We start from the raw sequence: 15936 nt of genomic DNA, 5'->3' as shown, positions 1-15936 counted from the left end.
GTCGGATGAGTTCAGCCTCGTGGTGTCGGCGCCTGTCCCGGCAGGGACCAAAGTCCCTAGGTGCGGGCCCGATGGGCCCGCGCGGATCGCGTCAGAGGGGCACGTGCCAGAGCAGCCGCGTGCCGCCGCCCTCGGGCGACTCCACGTCCGCCTCGCCGCCCAGCAGCGCCGCCCGTTCGCCGATGTTGCGCAGGCCGCTGTGCCGGGCCCGCTCCCCCACGCCGACGCCGTCGTCGCTCACCACGAGCGTGAGCGCCGAGCCGGCGACCTCGACCAGCACGTCCGCGCGGGTGGCCCGGGAGTGGCGCACCACGTTCGACAGCGCCTCGCGCAGCACCGCCAGCAGGTGCTCGGCGACCGCGTCGGGGACGAGCGTGTCCAGTTGGCCCTCCATCCGGAGGCCCGGCATGAAGCCGAGATGCCCGCCCGCGCCCTCAACCAGGTCGACGATCTGCCCGCGCAGGCTCGGCGCCGCCTCCTCGCGCGGGCCCTGGAGGGCGAAGATGGACGAGCGGATCTGCCGGATGGTCTCGTCCAGCTCGTCGATGGCGTGCTGCAGCCGCTTGCCCGCCTCCGGCCGCTCGACCAGCCGGACCGTGCTCATCAACGTCATGGCGGTCGCGAACAGCCGCTGGATGACCAGGTCGTGCAGGTCCTTGGCGATCCGGTCGCGGTCCTCCAGCAGGCCGAGCCGTTCGGCGTCGCGGCGGGCCTCGGCCAGCTCCAGCGCGATCGCCGCCTGCCCGGCGAACGACTGCAGCATCTGCCGGTCGGCGTCGCTGAACGGCAGCCGCCCGCTCCGCTTGGCCAGCGTGAGCACGCCGTGCACCTTCGGCGCGGTGCCCAGCGGCACCATGAGGCCGGGCCCGAGGCCGAGCCGCCGCAGCGGCGAGCCGGTGCCGGGGGCGCCGTGCAGGTCCTGGTCGGTCATCGGCTCGCCCCGGGTGAACACCTCGCCCACGGACGTGCCCGGCACCGGGAAGGCGGTGCCCCGCACGTCGGCCGCGCCCTCCCCCTCGGCGACCGCCACGCTCAGCGACTCGCCCGACGGCTCCGGCAGCAGCACCTCGACCAGGTCGGCGTCGCACATCTCGCGGGCCCGCGCCGCCACCGTGGTGAGCACCTGCCGGGGCTCGGCACCGGACAGCAGGCTCGTGGTCACCTCGGCCGACGCCTGCAGCCAGGTCTCGCGCCGCCGCGACTCCTCGTACAGCCGGGCGTTCTCCACCGCGACGCCCGCCGCCGTGGCCAGCGCGATCACGACGGCCTCGTCCTCCTCGTCGAACTCGCCGCCGCCGCGCTTCTCCGTCAGGTAGAGGTTGCCGAACACCTCGTCGCGCACCCGGATCGGCACCCCGAGGAAGGTGCCCATCGGCGGATGGCCGGGCGGGAACCCGTACGACTCGGGATGGTCGGAGATGCGCCCCAGCCGGACCGGCCGCGCGTCCTTGATCAGCAGCCCGAGCAGGCCGAGTCCGTGCGGCCAGTGCTCGATCCTGGCGATCTCCTCCTCGGTCAGCCCGACCGGGATGAACTGCACCAGCGTGCTGTCGTCGCCGACCACGCCCAGCGCCCCGTAACCGGCGTCCACCAGCTTCGTCGCGGTCTCCACGATCCGCCGCAGCACCGTCTCCAGGTCCAGGTCGCTGCCCACGGACACCACGGCCTCGAGCAGCGCGTGCACCCGGTCCCGGGTCGCCAGCACGGCGTTCAGCCGGGTCTGCAGCTCGGCCAGCAACTCGTCCAGCCGCATCTGGGGCAGCAACGGGCTGTGCTCACTTTCGGACATACCGCTCAGTGTCGCACCGGCACCCGGCGATGCCGCGTTCAGGACCTTGGTCCCTTTTGCGGGAAAGCCGAGTGCGGATAGCGTCAAGGCATGATTCGCGTGTTCCTTGTCGACGACCATGAAGTGGTACGGCGCGGCGTCGCCGCCCTGCTCGACGGCGAGGACGACATCGAGGTGATCGGCGAGGCCGGCACGGCGGGGTCGGCCGTGGCCCGCATCCCGGCCCTCAAGCCCGACGTGGCGGTGCTCGACGTGCGGCTGCCCGACGGCAGCGGCGTGGACGTCTGCCGCGAGGTCCGCTCCAAGCTCCCCGGGCTCGCCTGCCTGATGCTGACCTCGTTCGCCGACGACGACGCCCTGTTCGACGCCGTCATGGCCGGGGCCGCCGGCTACGTGCTCAAGCAGATCCACGGCTCCGACCTGGTCGGCGCGGTGCGCACCGTCGCCTCCGGGCAGTCGCTGCTGGACCCGCAGACCACCGCCGCCATGCTCCAGCGGCTGCGCGACCAGGCCGCCCGGCGCGACCCGCTGGCCGCGCTGACCGAGCAGGAACGGCACATCCTCGAACTGATCGGCGAGGGCCTGACGAACCGGCAGATCGGCGAGCGCCTGTTCCTGGCGGAGAAGACGGTCAAGAACTACGTGTCGAACCTGCTGGCCAAGCTGAACATGCAGCGCCGCACCCAGGCCGCCGTGCTGGCCGCCCGGCTGCGGGCTGATCGGCGGGATTGACGGGACTTTCGCCCCTGCCGGACGCCCGGCCGCACCGGCCAGGCTGGGGGCATGCGACTCGACTCATCCGGCCTGCGGGTGCTCTCCCGCGCCGAATGCCTGCGCCTGCTGGGCTCCGCCCCGATCGGGCGGATCGTCTTCACCGACCGGGCGCTGCCGGCCGTGCAGCCGGTGACGTTCTGCCTGGACGGCGAGCGCATCGTGATCCGCACCGGGCCGGGGTCCAAGCTCGCGGCGGCCACCCGGCACTCGGTGGTCGCCTTCGAGGCCGACGCCTTCGACCCGGACCTGCGGACCGGCTGGTCGGTGACCGCGGTCGGGCACGCGCGCGCCGCCCGCGACGCGTCGGAGGTGGCGCACCTGGCCAGGCTGCCGCTGACGCCGTGGGCGGCGGGCGAGCGCGACCACTTCATCCTGGTCAGGGCCGAGCAGATCTCCGGCCGGGCGATCAGGTGACCGCCGGCTCGCCCGGGTTCGCGCGCGGCACCCGCATGGCCAGCACCTGTCCCGGCCACGCCTCGTACCGGAAGGGCTCGGCAGGCGTGAAGCCGTTGCGCACGTAGTAGCCCACCAGCTGACCGCCGCCGCCCGCCCAGCAGTCGACGCGCAGCAGCTCCGCCCCGGCCCGCCGGGTCTCCTCGACGGCGAGGGCCAGCAGGGTCGCGCCGATGCCCCGGCCCGCGTGCCGCCGGTCAGAGACGAGCAGCCGGACGTACAGCTCGGGCTCGTCGGCCGGGGCGATGGGCATCTCGGCGCTCGGCCCGGAGTCCAGCACCATCGCGCCGACGGGCTCGCCGCCGAGCTCGGCGATGTGGGGAGCGCCGCCGGCCATGAGCTGCTCGATCCGCGCAGCCCCGCCGGGCCGCTGGGAGTAGGGCTGGGTGCCCCACTGCTCGGTGTTGCCGCGCGCGTTCATCCAGATCACGGCCGCGTCCATCATGGCGAGCACAGCGGGGGTGTCGGCGGGCCCGCCCGGCCGGATCCGCAGGGTGTCGTCGTTCACGGCGGCAGTCTAGTGAGCGGATATACGGTGGAGTGCGTCATTAATGTACAGGTGACGCGGCGGGCAGCGGGCCGCCGCGCTCGGGGCCGAACAGCATCGCGGACAGGTGCTCGACGCCCTGGCACACCGCGCCCACGGCCACGCACTCGTCGCCGAGCACGGAGGCCCGCACCTGCGGGGTGCGCAGGCACATGGTCTCCAGCTCGCCTCTCAGCGGCTCCAGCAGCACGTCGGCCGAGCGGGAGAAGCCGCCGCCGAGCACCACCAGCTCGGGGTCGACGGTGAGGGCCATCGCGGCGGTGGCCAGCGCGAGCACCTTGACGTACCGCAGCACGGCGCCGCGCGCCGCGGCGTCACCGCCCCGGGCGGCCTCGAACACGGCCGCCGCGACCGCGTCGGGCGGCGTGCCCGGCTCCACGGCGGGGAAGGCGTGCAGCAGGTCGCCCACGTTGCCGAGGTTGAACAGCGGGTGCAGGCCGATCTCCCCCGCCGCGCCGCCGGCGCCGCGCAGCGGGACCCCGTCGAGCACGATCGCGGCCCCGGCCCGCCGGCCGACGTGCAGGAACACCAGGTTGCCCGCGTCGCGGGCGACGCCCCTGCGGCACTCGGCCAGGGCGGCGAGCCGGCTGTCGTTGTCGACCAGGACCGGGCAGCGCAGCCGCGCGCCCAGGTGCTCGGCCAGCGGCACGCCCGGCCAGTCGCGGATGGCCCGCGACGCGACGACGCGCCCCTCCAGGTCGACGTGGCCCGTGCTGCCCGCGACCGCGATCCGGACGTCGGAGGCGGCGGTGCCCGAGCCGGCCAGGCAGGCGTCGACGACGCGGTCCACGGCGGCCAGCCGCTCGGCGCGCGGCTGCTCGGGGGTGACCGGTTCGCGCGTGGTGTGCAGGACGGCGCCGTCGAGGTCGGCCACGACCGCGAGCACCTTGTGCGCCCCGATGTCGAGCCCGAGCACCCGGCCAGCCTCCGCGCGGAACCGGTAGCGGCGCGCGGGCCTGCCCTTCTCCCCGCCGCTGGGGTCCAGCTCGGCGACCCAGCCCAGCCCGGTCAGGTCGTCGACCGCCGCCTTGACGGTGGCTCTGGCGAGGTCGGCGCGCTCGGCGAGCTGGGTCAGCGTCAGCGGCCCGGCGGAGCGCAGGGCGGAGAGCGCGGCGAGCGCGTTGTGGCGCCGCAGCCGCTGGAGGTCGCCGCCGGTCACCGGGAGCGTCACTGATCACCCTTCTTGACGGACCTTAATGGTGGACTCCATCATAAATGCGAGCGGGGGTCCGGCCGCAGGCTCCTCGCCCCCGGATCATTCTCCTCGCTGTCATGCGGCGGCAGCCGATCGCCGGGGTCGTGTTCACCGACCGGACAGGCCGATCTACCAGCCTTTCCTCCCGTTACATCCCCCTATCTAGGAGTATGCGTGCATTCCCTCCGTAAGTGGATCGTTGTCGCCTTAGGTGTCACTCTGGCCTCGTCAGCCTCACCGGCACTGGCCGCACCCAAGCCCGTGGACGTGCAACTGCTGTCGATCGCCGACTTCCACGGCTACATCACCCCGCAGAACAACGCCGCCGACGGCACGATCAAGGACGCGCAGGGGAACACCCTGGTGGTGGGCGGCGCGCCGTACCTGGCGACCCACCTCAGCAAACTGAGGGAAGGGCACGCGAACACGGTCACGTTCTCCAACGGCGACAACTTCAGCGGCTGGCCCACCGAGGTGTCCTTCCACGCCGACGAGCCCACGATCGAGTTCCTGAACAAGATCGGGCTGGACTTCACCGCGGTCGGCAACCACGAGCTGGACCGGTCCCTGGAGTTCCTGCGCGACCACATGGGCGCGGGCGAGTGCTTCGGCGAGGCCGACGTCGACAGCTGCTTCACCGACTCCGACGGCCGCCGCTTCCACGGCGCCGACTTCGCCTTCTCCACGGCCAACATCACCAAAAAGGGCGACACCCGCCCGGTGCTCGAACCGTACGTGATCAAGAAGTTCCGGGGCATCCCCGTCGGGTTCATCAACCTGACCACGCCCACCACGGTGGACGGCTCCACCTCCTACCAGCCGTCGCTGGACAACCTGCCGCTGGTGGAGACGGCCGACAAGTACGCCGCCATCCTCAAGCGGCGCGGCGTGCGGGCCATCGTCGCCAACGTGCACGAGGGCGGCGCGGCCGGCGCCGACTTCAACGGCTGCGCCGACCCGATGAACGGGCCGATCTGGGACTTCGCCAAGAAGGCCTCGCCCGACATCGACGTCATCGTCACCGGCCACTGGCACGCGTACTTCACCTGCTCGGTCCCCGACCCCGCGGGCGACCCCCGCCCGGTCGTCGAGGCCGCCAACCACGGCCGCCTCATCAACGAGATCAACCTGAAGATCGACCGCCGCACCCGCGACGTCATCAGGTCCGCGACCACCGCGGTCAACCACCCGGTGACCCGCGACGTCACCCCCGACCCCGTCATGACGAAGCTGGTCGACCACTGGAACGCCAAGCAGAAGGAGACCTACGCCAAGCCGTACGGGACCATCACCGGCGACATCACCAGGACCCGCGACGCCACGGGGCAGAGCACGCTCGGCAACACCGTGGCCGACGTGGCCTACTTCGACTCCCAGCAGACCGAGGGCGGCAAGGCCGATCTGGCCATGGTCGCCGTGGCCCCGGTCAAGGGCTCGAACTCGCTGCGCGGCGACCTGAGGTTCGCCAAGGGGCCGAACCCCGCCGACAGCGACGGCCAGGTGCTCCTGGGCGAGTCGTGGGCGGCCTGGGGCTACGCCAACCCGGTGCTCACCGTCTCGGTCAAGGGCTCGCAGTTGGAGCAGGCCCTGGAGCAGCAGTGGCAGACCCAGGCCGACGGCACCGTGAAGTTCGCGCCGCTGGCCGTGTCGAAGAACGTCCGCTTCTCCTACTCGCCGGGCAGGCCCGTCGGGGACCGGATCAACCCCGCCGACGTGCTCATCGACGGGCAGCCGCTCGACACCGGCAGGACCTACCGGCTCGCCGCGCTGGCGTACACGCTGCTGGGCGCCGACGGCTACAGCGCCTTCGCCGGGTACACCGACGCGGTGCGCGGCAACCGTGACTACGACGCCATGCGGGCCTACCTGCGGCAGGGGCCGCTGACCCCGCCCGCCCTCGACCGGGCGGTGCCGCTGACGTAGCGCTCCCCCGTGCGGAGGGGCTCGCGTCCCTCCGCGCGTTCTAATGCCTTATCGCCGTGTTGACGCGTTAGAGCCTGCCCGCTATAACTAACGCATCATTGGCGTTGAAAGGCATTAGATATGACGATTCCCGTGCTCGCCCGTACCGTCCATCGGCACCTCGACGTCGACGGCGTCCGGGTCTTCTTCCGGGAGTCGCTGCCCGAGCGGGCCGACGCGCCCGTCCTGCTGCTCCTGCACGGGTTCCCGTCGGCCTCGCACCAGTACCGCGGGCTCATCGACGTGCTCGGGACCCGCTACCGGCTGATCGCGCCCGACTACCCCGGCTTCGGCCACACCGAGGCCCCGGCCGGGTTCACCTACACCTTCGACCGGCTCGCCGACATCACCGAGGGCTTCGTGCGGAAGCTCGGCCTCACCCGTTTCGTGGCGTACGTGTTCGACTTCGGCGCGCCCGTCGGGTTCCGGCTCGCCGAACGGCACCCCGAGTGGATCGCCGGCCTCGTCGTGCAGAACGGCAACGCCTACGAGGAGGGCCTGTCCGACGGCGCCCGCGACTTCATCGCGCTGCGCCCCGACCGGCCCGGCGCCGAGGAAACCGTCCGCGCCCTGTTCACCCTGCCGGGCACCCGCGGCCAGTACGAGACCGGCGTCGCCGTCCCCGGCCTCGTCGCCCCCGACGGATGGACCCTCGACCAGCACTTCCTCGACCTGCCCGGCCGCAAGGACGCCCAGGTCGCGCTCGCCTTCGACTACCACTCGAACGTCGAGCGCTACGGCGCCTGGCAGGAGTGGCTGCGCACGCACACCCCGCCCGCGCTCATCACCTGGGGTGCGAACGACCCGTTCTTCCCCGAGCCCGGCGCCCGCGCCTACCTGCGCGACCTGCCCGACGCCGAGCTGCACGTCCTCGACACCGGGCACTTCGCCCTGGAGGACCACCTGCACGAGATCGCCCCGCTCGTCGCCGGGTTCCTCGACCGCGTGTGGCACGCCGGCTGAGCTCGGTAGCCGTCCCCGGCGACGGCGGCCGGTTCGTCCCGGCCGGGGGTGAGAAAGGACTTTGGTCCCTGTTTACGGCGCCGGGTGGGCGGCAGGCTGTTGTCGTGACATGCCACCACGACCGGGCGCCGGACAGGACGGGAGCCCGGCGTCTGCGGGAACTGCCCGAGGCCGAGGCGCTGCGCCTGCTGGCCGGGGTGCCGTTCGGCCGGATCGTCTTCACCCGCCAGGCGCTGCCCGCGGTCCGGCCGGTGAACCACCTGGTCGTGGACGGGCGGGTGGTCATCCGGTCCAGCCCCGGGACGATCCTCAGCTCCCACGTGGCGGTGCCGGAGGCCGTGGTGGCGTTCGAGGCCGACGACCTCGACGGGCACGCGCGGCTCGGCTGGAGCGTGATCGTCACCGGGGTGGCGCGGCTGCTGACCGACCCGGCGGAGACCGAGCGGCTGAAGGCCCTGCTCCACCCCTGGGTGACCGGCGAGATGGACCAGGTGATCAGCATCCAGCCGGAGATCGTCACAGGCTTCGAGCTGGTTCCCGCACCGTAGCCCGGCGCACCACGGTCACCGTCAGCAGCACGGTCAGCGCCGCCGTGGCCGCCAGCAGCCCCAGGCCCACCCCGTACGAGCCGAGTTCGCCGTACAGGAAGCCCATCAGCAGCGGCGGCACGAACCCGCCCAGCCCGCCCGCGGCGCCCACCAGGCCGGTGACCGCGCCGACCTTGTCGGCCGGGGTGACCTGCGCGACCAGCGCGAACGTGGCGCCGCTGGCGGCGCCGAGCGCGGCCGCCATCGTCAGGAACGCGATCGTGCCCACCGGCATGAGGCCGGGCGTCAGCGCCTGGACCGCCGCCGCGCCGCACACCACCACGAACACCCCCGTCAGCACGGGGATCGAGCCGATCCGGTCCGACAGCCAGCCGCCCACCGGCCGCATCAGGACCGCGAGGACCACGAACCCGGCCATGCGGTTGGCGGCGTCGGCCTGCTCCAGCCCGTAGCCGGTCTGCAGGTAGGCGGGCAGGTAGACGGAGAAGGCGACGTAGCCGCCGAACGCGACCGCGTACAGCGCGCACGCCTGCCAGGTGATCGGCAGCCTGGCCGTGGCCGCGAGCCTGCCGAGAAGCGGCTGCGGCGACACCGTCCGGCCGGGCGCGTCCCGCATCACCAGCCACGCGACGGCGGCGTACACCGCGAGGACGACCGCGGTGATCAGGAACGGCGTGGTCGCGTTCCCGGCCTCGACCAGCTTGACCGTCGTCAGGGCGCTGATCGCGGTGCCGCCCATGCCCACCCCGAACACGCCGATCGCCAGGCCGCGCCGCCGGGGCGGGAACCAGGCGTTCACGAACGGCACGCCGACCGCGAAGACCGTCCCGCCGACGCCCAGGAAGAAGCCCCCGGCCAGCAGCGCCGGCAGCGAGCTCTGCCCGGCCACGCCGATGAACAGCACGGGCACGATGGTGGCCGCGGAGATCAGCGGGAACATCACCCGCCCGCCGAGCCGGTCGGTGAGCGCGCCCACCGGGACGCGGCCCAGCGAGCCCACGATCACCGGCACCGCGACCAGCAGCGCCTGCTGTGAGGCCGACAGTCCGAGCAGGTCCTTGTAGCGGGGCCCGAGCGGGCTGAGCAGCGCCCACGCCCAGAAGTTCAGCGCGAAGCCGAGCGTCGCCAGGCCGAGCATGAGCATCGGCCTGGCCCCGTGGGCCGCCTGTTCCTTCCCATCGGTTCCGGTCGTCGTCATCGTGTCCCCAAGGTGTCGTGCTGGATCGGCGGGCGCGGGTGCGCCGCGTGTCCATCCCAGTGCGGAAGCCCGGCGAGGGGCACCGACCAAAGTCCTCGTTACGCGGGGACTTCCGGTCCCTCCCGCCGCTCTTGATCACCTGAGGTGCGGCGCATACGCTGCCGGTGCCGGTCACCCCTCATGGACGGAGTCCCGACCCCCATGACGATCAGGACGAAGGCGGCACTCGCCGCATCACTGGCCGCGATCTCCCTCACCGCCGTCCCGCCCGCCGCTCATGCCGGTCAGTCCGCTCATGCCGGGTCCGCCGTCGCCTGCCCCGCCGTGTTCGGCCACGGCGGCTACCCCTCCGGCGCGAACCCCTGGGAACGCGACCAGATCCGCCAGCCCAACAACGTCCGCGCCGTGAACGACCAGAAGTCCTGGGGCGCCGACGGCGTCGAAGGCGACGTCCAGCTCACCAGGAACGGCACCAAGGCCGTCATGTGGCACAACACCACCACCAACGGGCTGACCGGCACCCGGGTGAACATCACCGCGCTGTGGTGGGCGGCCGGAGCCGACAACCTGCGCGACCGCCGCATCGCGCGCGGTCCGTACCAGGGAGAGCAGGTCTACACGCTGCGCCAGTGGCTCGACCACGTGCGCTCGCGCGGCCTGATCGCCCTGCTGGAGGTCAAGCCCGAGGCCAGGACGGCGCTGTCCGACCCGGCGTACGCGACGGCCGCCTGGAAGGAGATCTCCGACCCGATCAAGGAACGCCAGGCCACGCAGCGCATCCTCGTCTACTCCACGGACTCCTGGATCCAGGGCGAGCTGGCCCGCCGCCACCCCGGCCTGCTCAAGGGCTCCCAGGCCCGCTGGACCGACGGCGTCGGGTGGGAGGAGCCGCCCCCCGCCTGGACCGGCAACATCAGCCGCTGGCAGTCGGTCCTGGACCAGGCGCCGCCGAGCGTGATGACGAACTACACCCGCGACTACCGCGCCTGGCTCAACGGCAAGTGCATTTAAACGTTCTGTTCAACACGTCATGTTGACAACGGATGTTGGATCGTCCAGGGTGGGGTGCATGCCGACGACTCCTGAGCAGCACGCCGATCCCTTCACACCGCCGCATCCGGGGCAGGCGCGGGCGCACCGCGAATACGCCGCGCTCCTGCGCATCGCCGAGCGCCACGCCGCCACCGACGCGCAGCGGCGGCGTCAGGCGCACGCCTCGGAGCTGTCGCCGCACGAGGCCGTCCGGATCGTGGCGTTCCTGCTGAGCGGCGCGGTGTCGCTCGACGACGGCGAGCCGGAAGTGGACCGGGCCGACATCGTCGCCGCCCTGAGCCTGGTCGCGCAGGCCCGCGCCGAGGCCGACGACCTGGAGTCCGGGCTGCTCCGGATGGCCAGGGGGCGCGGCATGACCTGGCAGGAGATCGCGTTCGGCCTGGGGCTCGGCACCCCGCAGGCCGCCCGGCAGCGCTACGAGCGGCTGGCCGGGCGGAGCGCCGCCCAGGACGACGAGCTCTAGCCGCGCGGGCGGACGTGGATGTCCAGCCCGGCAGTCCCCGGCGCCTCGACGCCCGGCAGCAGGCGCATGTCACGGCCGTAGTCGCCGCCGGTGAGCGTCCGGTACGGGACGGGCTCGTCGGTGAACAGCCCGTCGAGCCGCCGCCCGTACTCCTGCGTGACCTGGGCGAACCGCTCGCGTGGCACGTCGACCGAGTCGTACACCGCGAACGGCTCCAGCGGCGTCATGCCGGTGAACCAGAACAGCCCGTGCTGGAGCGGGAAGAGCACGTCCGCCAGCCGCCCGTGGACGCCCCGGCCGGAGAACGCCGACTCGCGGGCGCCGATCGTCACCGAGGCCAGCGCCCGCCGCCCGGCCAGCGCGCCCTCGCTGTAGGGCGGCGGGACGGACGGCCCGTGGGCGAACTCGAACGTGAACACCCGGTCGATCCAGCCCTTCAGGATCGCCGGCACCGAGAACCACCACAGCGGGAACTGCAGGATCACCGCCTCCGACCAGCGCAGCTTCTCCTGTTCGGCGGCGATGTCCGCGGACAGCCGGCCCGCCAGCGTGGCCTCCCCCGACACGGCGAGCACGTCCAGCCGCCGGTCCCCCACATGCTCGGGGAAGTCGTCGGCGTCCACCGCCGCCTTCCACTTCGCCGCGTACAGGTCGGTCACCCGCACCTCGTGACCCGCCGCGCGCAGCCGCTCGACGGCGAAGCGGCCCAGGGCGGCGTTGAGCGAGCGAGGCTCGGGGTGGGCGGTGACGACAAGGATCTTCTTCAGCGTTTCAGACATGTCACCCACGTTCGCCTGGGCGCGCCGAGGTAGCCAGAACCCGGCCGAGCCGGTGGTCCCGCAGTCCTGGTACCGCGAGGGCCACCCATGCCGGACAACCCCATACTGGACACCATGGACGGCACGTACACCATCGACCACGCGGACGGCGGGATCGGTGACGCCCGGCGGGCACTCGGCGCGTTCCTGCGCGCCCGCCGCGAGCGCGTCGCGCCCGAGCAGGCCGGGCTTACGGGGCTCACGGCTGGGCTCACGACTGGGCGCCGCCGCGTGCCGGGGCTGCGCCGCGAGGAGCTGGCCCAGCTCGCCGGGATCAGCGTGGACTATTACGTACGCCTCGAACAGGGACGAGCCACCCAGCCGTCCCCCGAAGTGCTCGACGCGCTGGCCAGGGCGCTCGGCCTCGACGCCGCCGAGCGGCGGCACCTCACCACGCTGGTCGGCGCCGAGCACGGCGGCGAGCACGGCCCCGCGCCCGCCGCCCGGGTCGGCCCCACGCTGCGGCGCATGCTGGACGCCCTGACCGGCCTCCCGGCCTTCGCCACGGACCGCCGCCTCGACGTGGTCGCCTGGAACGCCCTCGGCTCCGAGCTGATCGGCGGCCTCACCGGCCCCTCCCGCCGCGACCCGAACCAGGCCCGCTACCTGTTCCTCGACCCCGTCTCCCGCGACGTCCACCCCGAGTGGGCGGACCGGGCGGCCGAGGCCGTGGGCCAGTTGCGGGTCGCCGCCGGGCAGTATCCCGGCGACGCCGAGCTGGTCGCCCTGATCAAGGACCTGTCGGAACGCAGCGCCGAGTTCCGCCGCATCTGGGCCTCCGGCGAGATCGTGATGTGCACGGCGGGGCGCAAACGGCTCCGGCATCCGGCGGCCGGGCTGCTGGAGCTGGACTACGAGACGCTGCACGTACCGGCGGGACCGGGCGAGACGGGCCTGGTGGTGCACGTGTTCAGCAGTGGGGAGGGCACCCCGGAGGCCGCCGCCCTGGCCAGCCTGGCGGCGGGCCGCCGGGCATAGGGTGGGGCGGCATGACGCTACGACTTGTTCAGGTGAACTTCAAGGCCCGGGACGACTCGGCCCTCGGCAGATTCTGGGCGGAGGCGCTGGGCTGGCGGCTCTCCAGCGAGGTGCCCGGCGTGACCAACCTCGAACCCCACGGCTTCGACTGGCCTGACCCCGACGGCTTCTACATCGACTTCGTCGCCGTCCCGGACCCCGAGACCGTGAAGTACCGCGTGCACCTCGACCTCGCCACCACCTCCGCCGAACACCAGGCGGAGCTGGTCGCGCGGCTGACGGAGCTGGGGGCGGCGCCTGCCGACGTGGGCCAGGGCGACGTGCCGTGGACGGTGCTGGCCGACCCCGAAGGCAACGTGTTCTGCGTGCTGGAGCCCCGCGAGGTCTACCGGGACACCGGGCCGATCGCCACGATGGTGGTCGACTGCGAGGACCCCCGGGCCCAGGCCCGGTTCTGGGGCGAGGCCACGGGCTGGACCGTGCACGAGGTGAGCGACGACCACGCGCGGCTGCGCTCCGCCGAGGGCACCGGCCCGTACCTGGAGTTCCTCCGTGTTCCCGGCCCGCCCGCCGTGTGGAACCGCATCCACATCGACCTGCTGCCGCACCCCGTCGAGGAGCAGGAGGCGGAGGTGGCGCGGCTGCGCGCGCTGGGCGCCACGGCCGCCGACGTCGGGCAGGGCGAGGTGTCGTGGAAGGTGCTGGCCGACCCGGAGGGCAACGAGTTCTGCGTCCTCGGACGCGGCTAGCGATTCCCCGGGATTCCCCGTGAAGGTGACCTGAGGAGTCAACTTCTGTTGTGTCCCGGGTCCAAGATCGCTAACGTGGGGATCGTGCCTGGAAGCAGCGCCACCTCCTGGACCGCCGCCTACACCCGCCAGGTCGCCGCGAACATCCGCCATCACCGCCGGCGCCAGGGCCTGTCGGTGCAGGGCCTGGCCGACCGGTGCACCGCTCACGGCTACCCGCTGGAGCGCGGGAACCTCGCCAAGCTGGAGTCCGGCCACCGCGCCTCCATCACGGTGCCGGAGCTGCTCGTCATCGCCCACGCCCTGGCCACGCCGCCGCTGCTGCTGCTCGCCCCGATCGGCCGCACCGGCGAGGCGGTGGAGATCCTGCCCGGCGTGGAGGCGGCGCCGCAGGACGCCGTCTGGTGGCTGGACGGCACCGCGCCGCTGCCCGACGACCCGCCCGACCACGGCGACGCCGCCCGCGCCGAGCTGCGCACCCTGCGCGAGCTGCAGGAACTGCTCACCGAGTGGACCAGGCGTGACCGCGCCGCGGCGGCGGCCGCCGCCAGGGCGGAGGACGAGCGGGAGCCGCGCCCGCAGGCGTGGGCCGAGGCGGCCCGCGTCCACGCCGCCCAGGCCGCCGACCTGGCCGAGAAGATCCGCCACGTGCGCGAGGTCGCCCGGCTGCGCGGCCTGCCGTTGCCCGAGCTGCCGCCGGGCCTGCTCCACCTCGCCGACCCGGGCCGGCTCCCGTAGACCACCCGGTCCGGTTCCGGCCCGCCTAGACAGCCTTATCCGATTCCAGCTTCCCTAGCGCGTCCTGTCCGATTCTGGCTTCCCTAGGGCGTCCTGTCCGGTTCCGGCTTGCCTGGGGCGCCCTGTTCGCTCTCGGCCACCTTTGGCCGCCCCCCTTCGTCTCCCGGCTTCATGCAGGGGTGGTCTTTGGGTAGTGCGGGCGGAGGACGGCCACGGCGACGCGGTCGAGCAGCCGGTCCGGCAGGATCCGCGACAGGCGGGTGAGCAGGGCCGCGTCGCGGCCGACGGTGTAGCGCGTGCGTGGCTTGCCGGCTGTCACGGCCTTGGCGATCACCCGGGCGGCGTCCTCGGCGGATGTGCCGCCCGCGGTGCCCGCGGCGGTCAGCGCGATGACCGCCTGGACCAGCGGCCCGTAACGCTCACGCAGCTCCGGTGACATGGCCTCGGCCAGCCGGCTCGTGGCGGCGATGCCCCGTTCGCCCATCTCCGTACGGATCCCGCCGGGCTCGACGACCACCACCTGCACGCCCTGCGGAGCCAGTTCGCGGCGCAACGCGTCGCTGACCGCCTCCAGGGCGAACTTGGTGCCCGCGTAGGGGCCGAAGGTGGCCATGGCGACCTTCCCGCCGACCGAGCTGACGTTGACCACGCGGCCGGAGTGACGCAGCAGGGCGGGCAGCAGCGCCTGCGTGACGGCCACGTGCCCGAACAGGTTGACCTCGAACAGCCGGCGCCACTCCTCGAGTGGCAGCGCCTCGACCGGGGCGTTGACGGAGACGGCCGCGTTGTTCACCAGCGCCCGCAGGGCGACTGCCCGCGAGCCGACGCGGGCGGCCAGGGCGGCGACGTGGCCGGGCCGGGTGATGTCGAGGATGACCGGCTCGATGCCGGGGGCGCGGAGCGCGTCGGCGTCCTGGTCGCGGCGCACGCCGGCCAGGACGTGGAATCCCCGGCGGGCGAGCTCGCGGGCGGAGGCCGCGCCGATCCCGGTCGAGGCTCCGGTCACGACGACGTACTCCCGATTTTCAGATGACATTGTCACCTGAACAAGGTCGCATCTTCAGCTGACAGTGTCAACGGTAGAATGATCGGCGTGATCAGCCGCGTGGAGTCCGCCGCCGCGACGCGCCGCGCCCTGCTGGACGCGGCCGCGGACCTGCTGGACGGCGGCGGCCCGGACGCGGTGACGTTGCGCGAGGTCGGGGCGCGGGCGGGGGTCAGCCGCGGCGCGCCGTACCGGCACTTCCCCGACAAGGACAGCCTGCTGACCACCGTGGCGGCCGAGGCTCTGGACCGGCTCGCGGAGCAGGTGCGGGCCGTACGCGCCGATCCACGGCAGCCCCCGGCCGACCGGCTGCGGCACGCCCTGTCGGCACTGATGACGATCGGCCGTCGCCGGCCGCACCTGTACCGGCTGATGTTCACCACCCCGGCGGGCGACCCGGCCGCGATCCACGCGGCGACCCGGGCGGCCGACCGCGCCATGGACGAGTTCCTGGCCGTCGTCGGCGATCTGATCGGGGCGGGGCAGGCCCGTCAGTTCGCCGCGCTGCTCCTGACCAGCGCGCACGGGATCACGGACCTGGAGGTCAGCGGCCACCTGTCCGCGGACAAGTGGGACATCACGGCTGAGGAGCTGGTCTCGACTCTGGTGTCCATGATCGACCAGCGGGCCCGCAGCGCGTAGCCGGACGCTGGCGGCACGAGG

General features: G+C 73.2%; 17 protein-coding genes. 11 read left to right on the top strand and 6 right to left on the bottom strand.

The window, feature by feature from the left end:
* Positions 1–91: 91 nt before the first annotated feature.
* On the bottom strand, positions 92–1789 hold the full coding sequence (locus AB0J53_RS34260; RefSeq protein WP_364180027.1) for a GAF domain-containing protein: 1698 nt from the start codon (positions 1787–1789) through the stop codon (positions 92–94).
* Positions 1790–1879: 90 nt separating this feature from the next.
* Here AB0J53_RS34260 and AB0J53_RS34255 point away from each other — a divergent pair, with 90 nt between their 5' ends.
* Together AB0J53_RS34255 and AB0J53_RS34250 are read left to right on the top strand one after the other, a co-directional pair.
* Positions 1880–2521 carry a response regulator transcription factor gene (locus AB0J53_RS34255; RefSeq protein WP_219510735.1) on the top strand — a complete coding sequence of 214 codons (642 nt, stop codon included), beginning with the start codon at positions 1880–1882 and terminating at the stop codon, positions 2519–2521.
* Positions 2522–2572: 51 nt separating this feature from the next.
* On the top strand, positions 2573–2977 hold the full coding sequence (locus AB0J53_RS34250) for a pyridoxamine 5'-phosphate oxidase family protein (RefSeq protein ID WP_364180024.1): 405 nt from the start codon (positions 2573–2575) through the stop codon (positions 2975–2977).
* On the opposite strand, the gene AB0J53_RS34245 is transcribed toward AB0J53_RS34250, so the two are convergent.
* The gene (locus tag AB0J53_RS34245) at positions 2970–3524 is read right to left on the bottom strand and encodes a GNAT family N-acetyltransferase (protein ID WP_364180022.1); all 555 of its coding nucleotides are present in this window, start codon (positions 3522–3524) and stop codon (positions 2970–2972) included. The two genes, AB0J53_RS34250 and AB0J53_RS34245, sit on opposite strands and share 8 nt — an antisense overlap.
* Positions 3525–3564: 40 nt before the next feature.
* Positions 3565–4734: an ROK family transcriptional regulator gene (locus tag AB0J53_RS34240; RefSeq protein WP_364180020.1), complete on the bottom strand. Its 1170-nt coding sequence runs from the start codon at positions 4732–4734 to the stop codon at positions 3565–3567.
* Positions 4735–5019: 285 nt separating this feature from the next.
* Between AB0J53_RS34240 and AB0J53_RS34235 the strand changes: the two genes are divergently transcribed.
* The 3 genes from AB0J53_RS34235 (at position 5020) to AB0J53_RS34225 (ending at position 8231) form a co-directional block, all read left to right on the top strand.
* Positions 5020–6681: a bifunctional metallophosphatase/5'-nucleotidase gene (locus tag AB0J53_RS34235; protein WP_364180018.1), complete on the top strand. Its 1662-nt coding sequence runs from the start codon at positions 5020–5022 to the stop codon at positions 6679–6681.
* Positions 6682–6801: 120 nt separating this feature from the next.
* The gene (locus tag AB0J53_RS34230; RefSeq protein ID WP_364180016.1) at positions 6802–7683 is read left to right on the top strand and encodes an alpha/beta hydrolase; all 882 of its coding nucleotides are present in this window, start codon (positions 6802–6804) and stop codon (positions 7681–7683) included.
* A 104-nt stretch (positions 7684–7787) separates the two neighbouring features.
* The gene (locus AB0J53_RS34225; RefSeq protein ID WP_364180014.1) at positions 7788–8231 is read left to right on the top strand and encodes a pyridoxamine 5'-phosphate oxidase family protein; all 444 of its coding nucleotides are present in this window, start codon (positions 7788–7790) and stop codon (positions 8229–8231) included.
* Here the strand turns inward: AB0J53_RS34225 and AB0J53_RS34220 are convergent.
* Complete coding sequence (locus tag AB0J53_RS34220) at positions 8200–9429, bottom strand: MFS transporter (RefSeq protein WP_364180012.1); 1230 nt, start codon at positions 9427–9429, stop codon at positions 8200–8202. The two genes, AB0J53_RS34225 and AB0J53_RS34220, sit on opposite strands and share 32 nt — an antisense overlap.
* A gap of 201 nt (positions 9430–9630) precedes the next feature.
* Between AB0J53_RS34220 and AB0J53_RS34215 the strand changes: the two genes are divergently transcribed.
* Both AB0J53_RS34215 and AB0J53_RS34210 read left to right on the top strand, forming a co-directional pair.
* Complete coding sequence (locus tag AB0J53_RS34215; protein WP_364180010.1) at positions 9631–10440, top strand: glycerophosphodiester phosphodiesterase family protein; 810 nt, start codon at positions 9631–9633, stop codon at positions 10438–10440.
* 58 nt (positions 10441–10498) lie between these two features.
* On the top strand, positions 10499–10945 hold the full coding sequence (locus AB0J53_RS34210; RefSeq protein ID WP_219510722.1) for a DNA-binding protein: 447 nt from the start codon (positions 10499–10501) through the stop codon (positions 10943–10945).
* Here AB0J53_RS34210 and AB0J53_RS34205 read toward each other — a convergent pair.
* A complete protein-coding gene (locus AB0J53_RS34205) occupies positions 10942–11724 on the bottom strand; it encodes an NAD(P)H-dependent oxidoreductase (RefSeq protein ID WP_219510720.1) in 783 nt (260 codons plus the stop codon). The genes AB0J53_RS34210 and AB0J53_RS34205 overlap by 4 nt on opposite strands.
* A 114-nt stretch (positions 11725–11838) precedes the next feature.
* On the opposite strand from AB0J53_RS34205, the gene AB0J53_RS34200 reads away from it, so the two are divergent.
* The 3 genes from AB0J53_RS34200 to AB0J53_RS34190 all read left to right on the top strand — a co-directional run bounded on the left by AB0J53_RS34200 (position 11839) and on the right by AB0J53_RS34190 (position 14228).
* Positions 11839–12741, top strand: a complete 903-nt coding sequence (locus AB0J53_RS34200) for a helix-turn-helix transcriptional regulator (protein ID WP_364180007.1) — start codon at positions 11839–11841, stop codon at positions 12739–12741.
* An 11-nt stretch (positions 12742–12752) separates the two neighbouring features.
* On the top strand, positions 12753–13490 hold the full coding sequence (locus AB0J53_RS34195) for a VOC family protein (protein WP_364180005.1): 738 nt from the start codon (positions 12753–12755) through the stop codon (positions 13488–13490).
* Positions 13491–13574: 84 nt separating this feature from the next.
* Entirely contained in the window at positions 13575–14228 is a 654-nt protein-coding gene (locus AB0J53_RS34190; RefSeq protein WP_364180003.1) for a hypothetical protein, read from the top strand.
* Between the two features lie 169 nt (positions 14229–14397).
* Here AB0J53_RS34190 and AB0J53_RS34185 read toward each other — a convergent pair whose 3' ends face one another.
* A complete protein-coding gene (locus AB0J53_RS34185) occupies positions 14398–15264 on the bottom strand; it encodes an SDR family oxidoreductase (protein ID WP_364180001.1) in 867 nt (288 codons plus the stop codon).
* 57 nt (positions 15265–15321) lie between these two features.
* Here AB0J53_RS34185 and AB0J53_RS34180 point away from each other — a divergent pair, with 57 nt between their 5' ends.
* A complete protein-coding gene (locus tag AB0J53_RS34180; RefSeq protein ID WP_364179999.1) occupies positions 15322–15915 on the top strand; it encodes a TetR/AcrR family transcriptional regulator in 594 nt (197 codons plus the stop codon).
* Positions 15916–15936 lie beyond the last annotated feature (21 nt).

It is taken from the genome of Nonomuraea sp. NPDC049725, from assembly GCF_040674795.1.
Taxonomy (GTDB): Bacteria; Actinomycetota; Actinomycetes; order Streptosporangiales; family Streptosporangiaceae; genus Nonomuraea; species Nonomuraea ceibae.
This window is presented reverse-complemented; position numbering and strand designations above follow the sequence as displayed.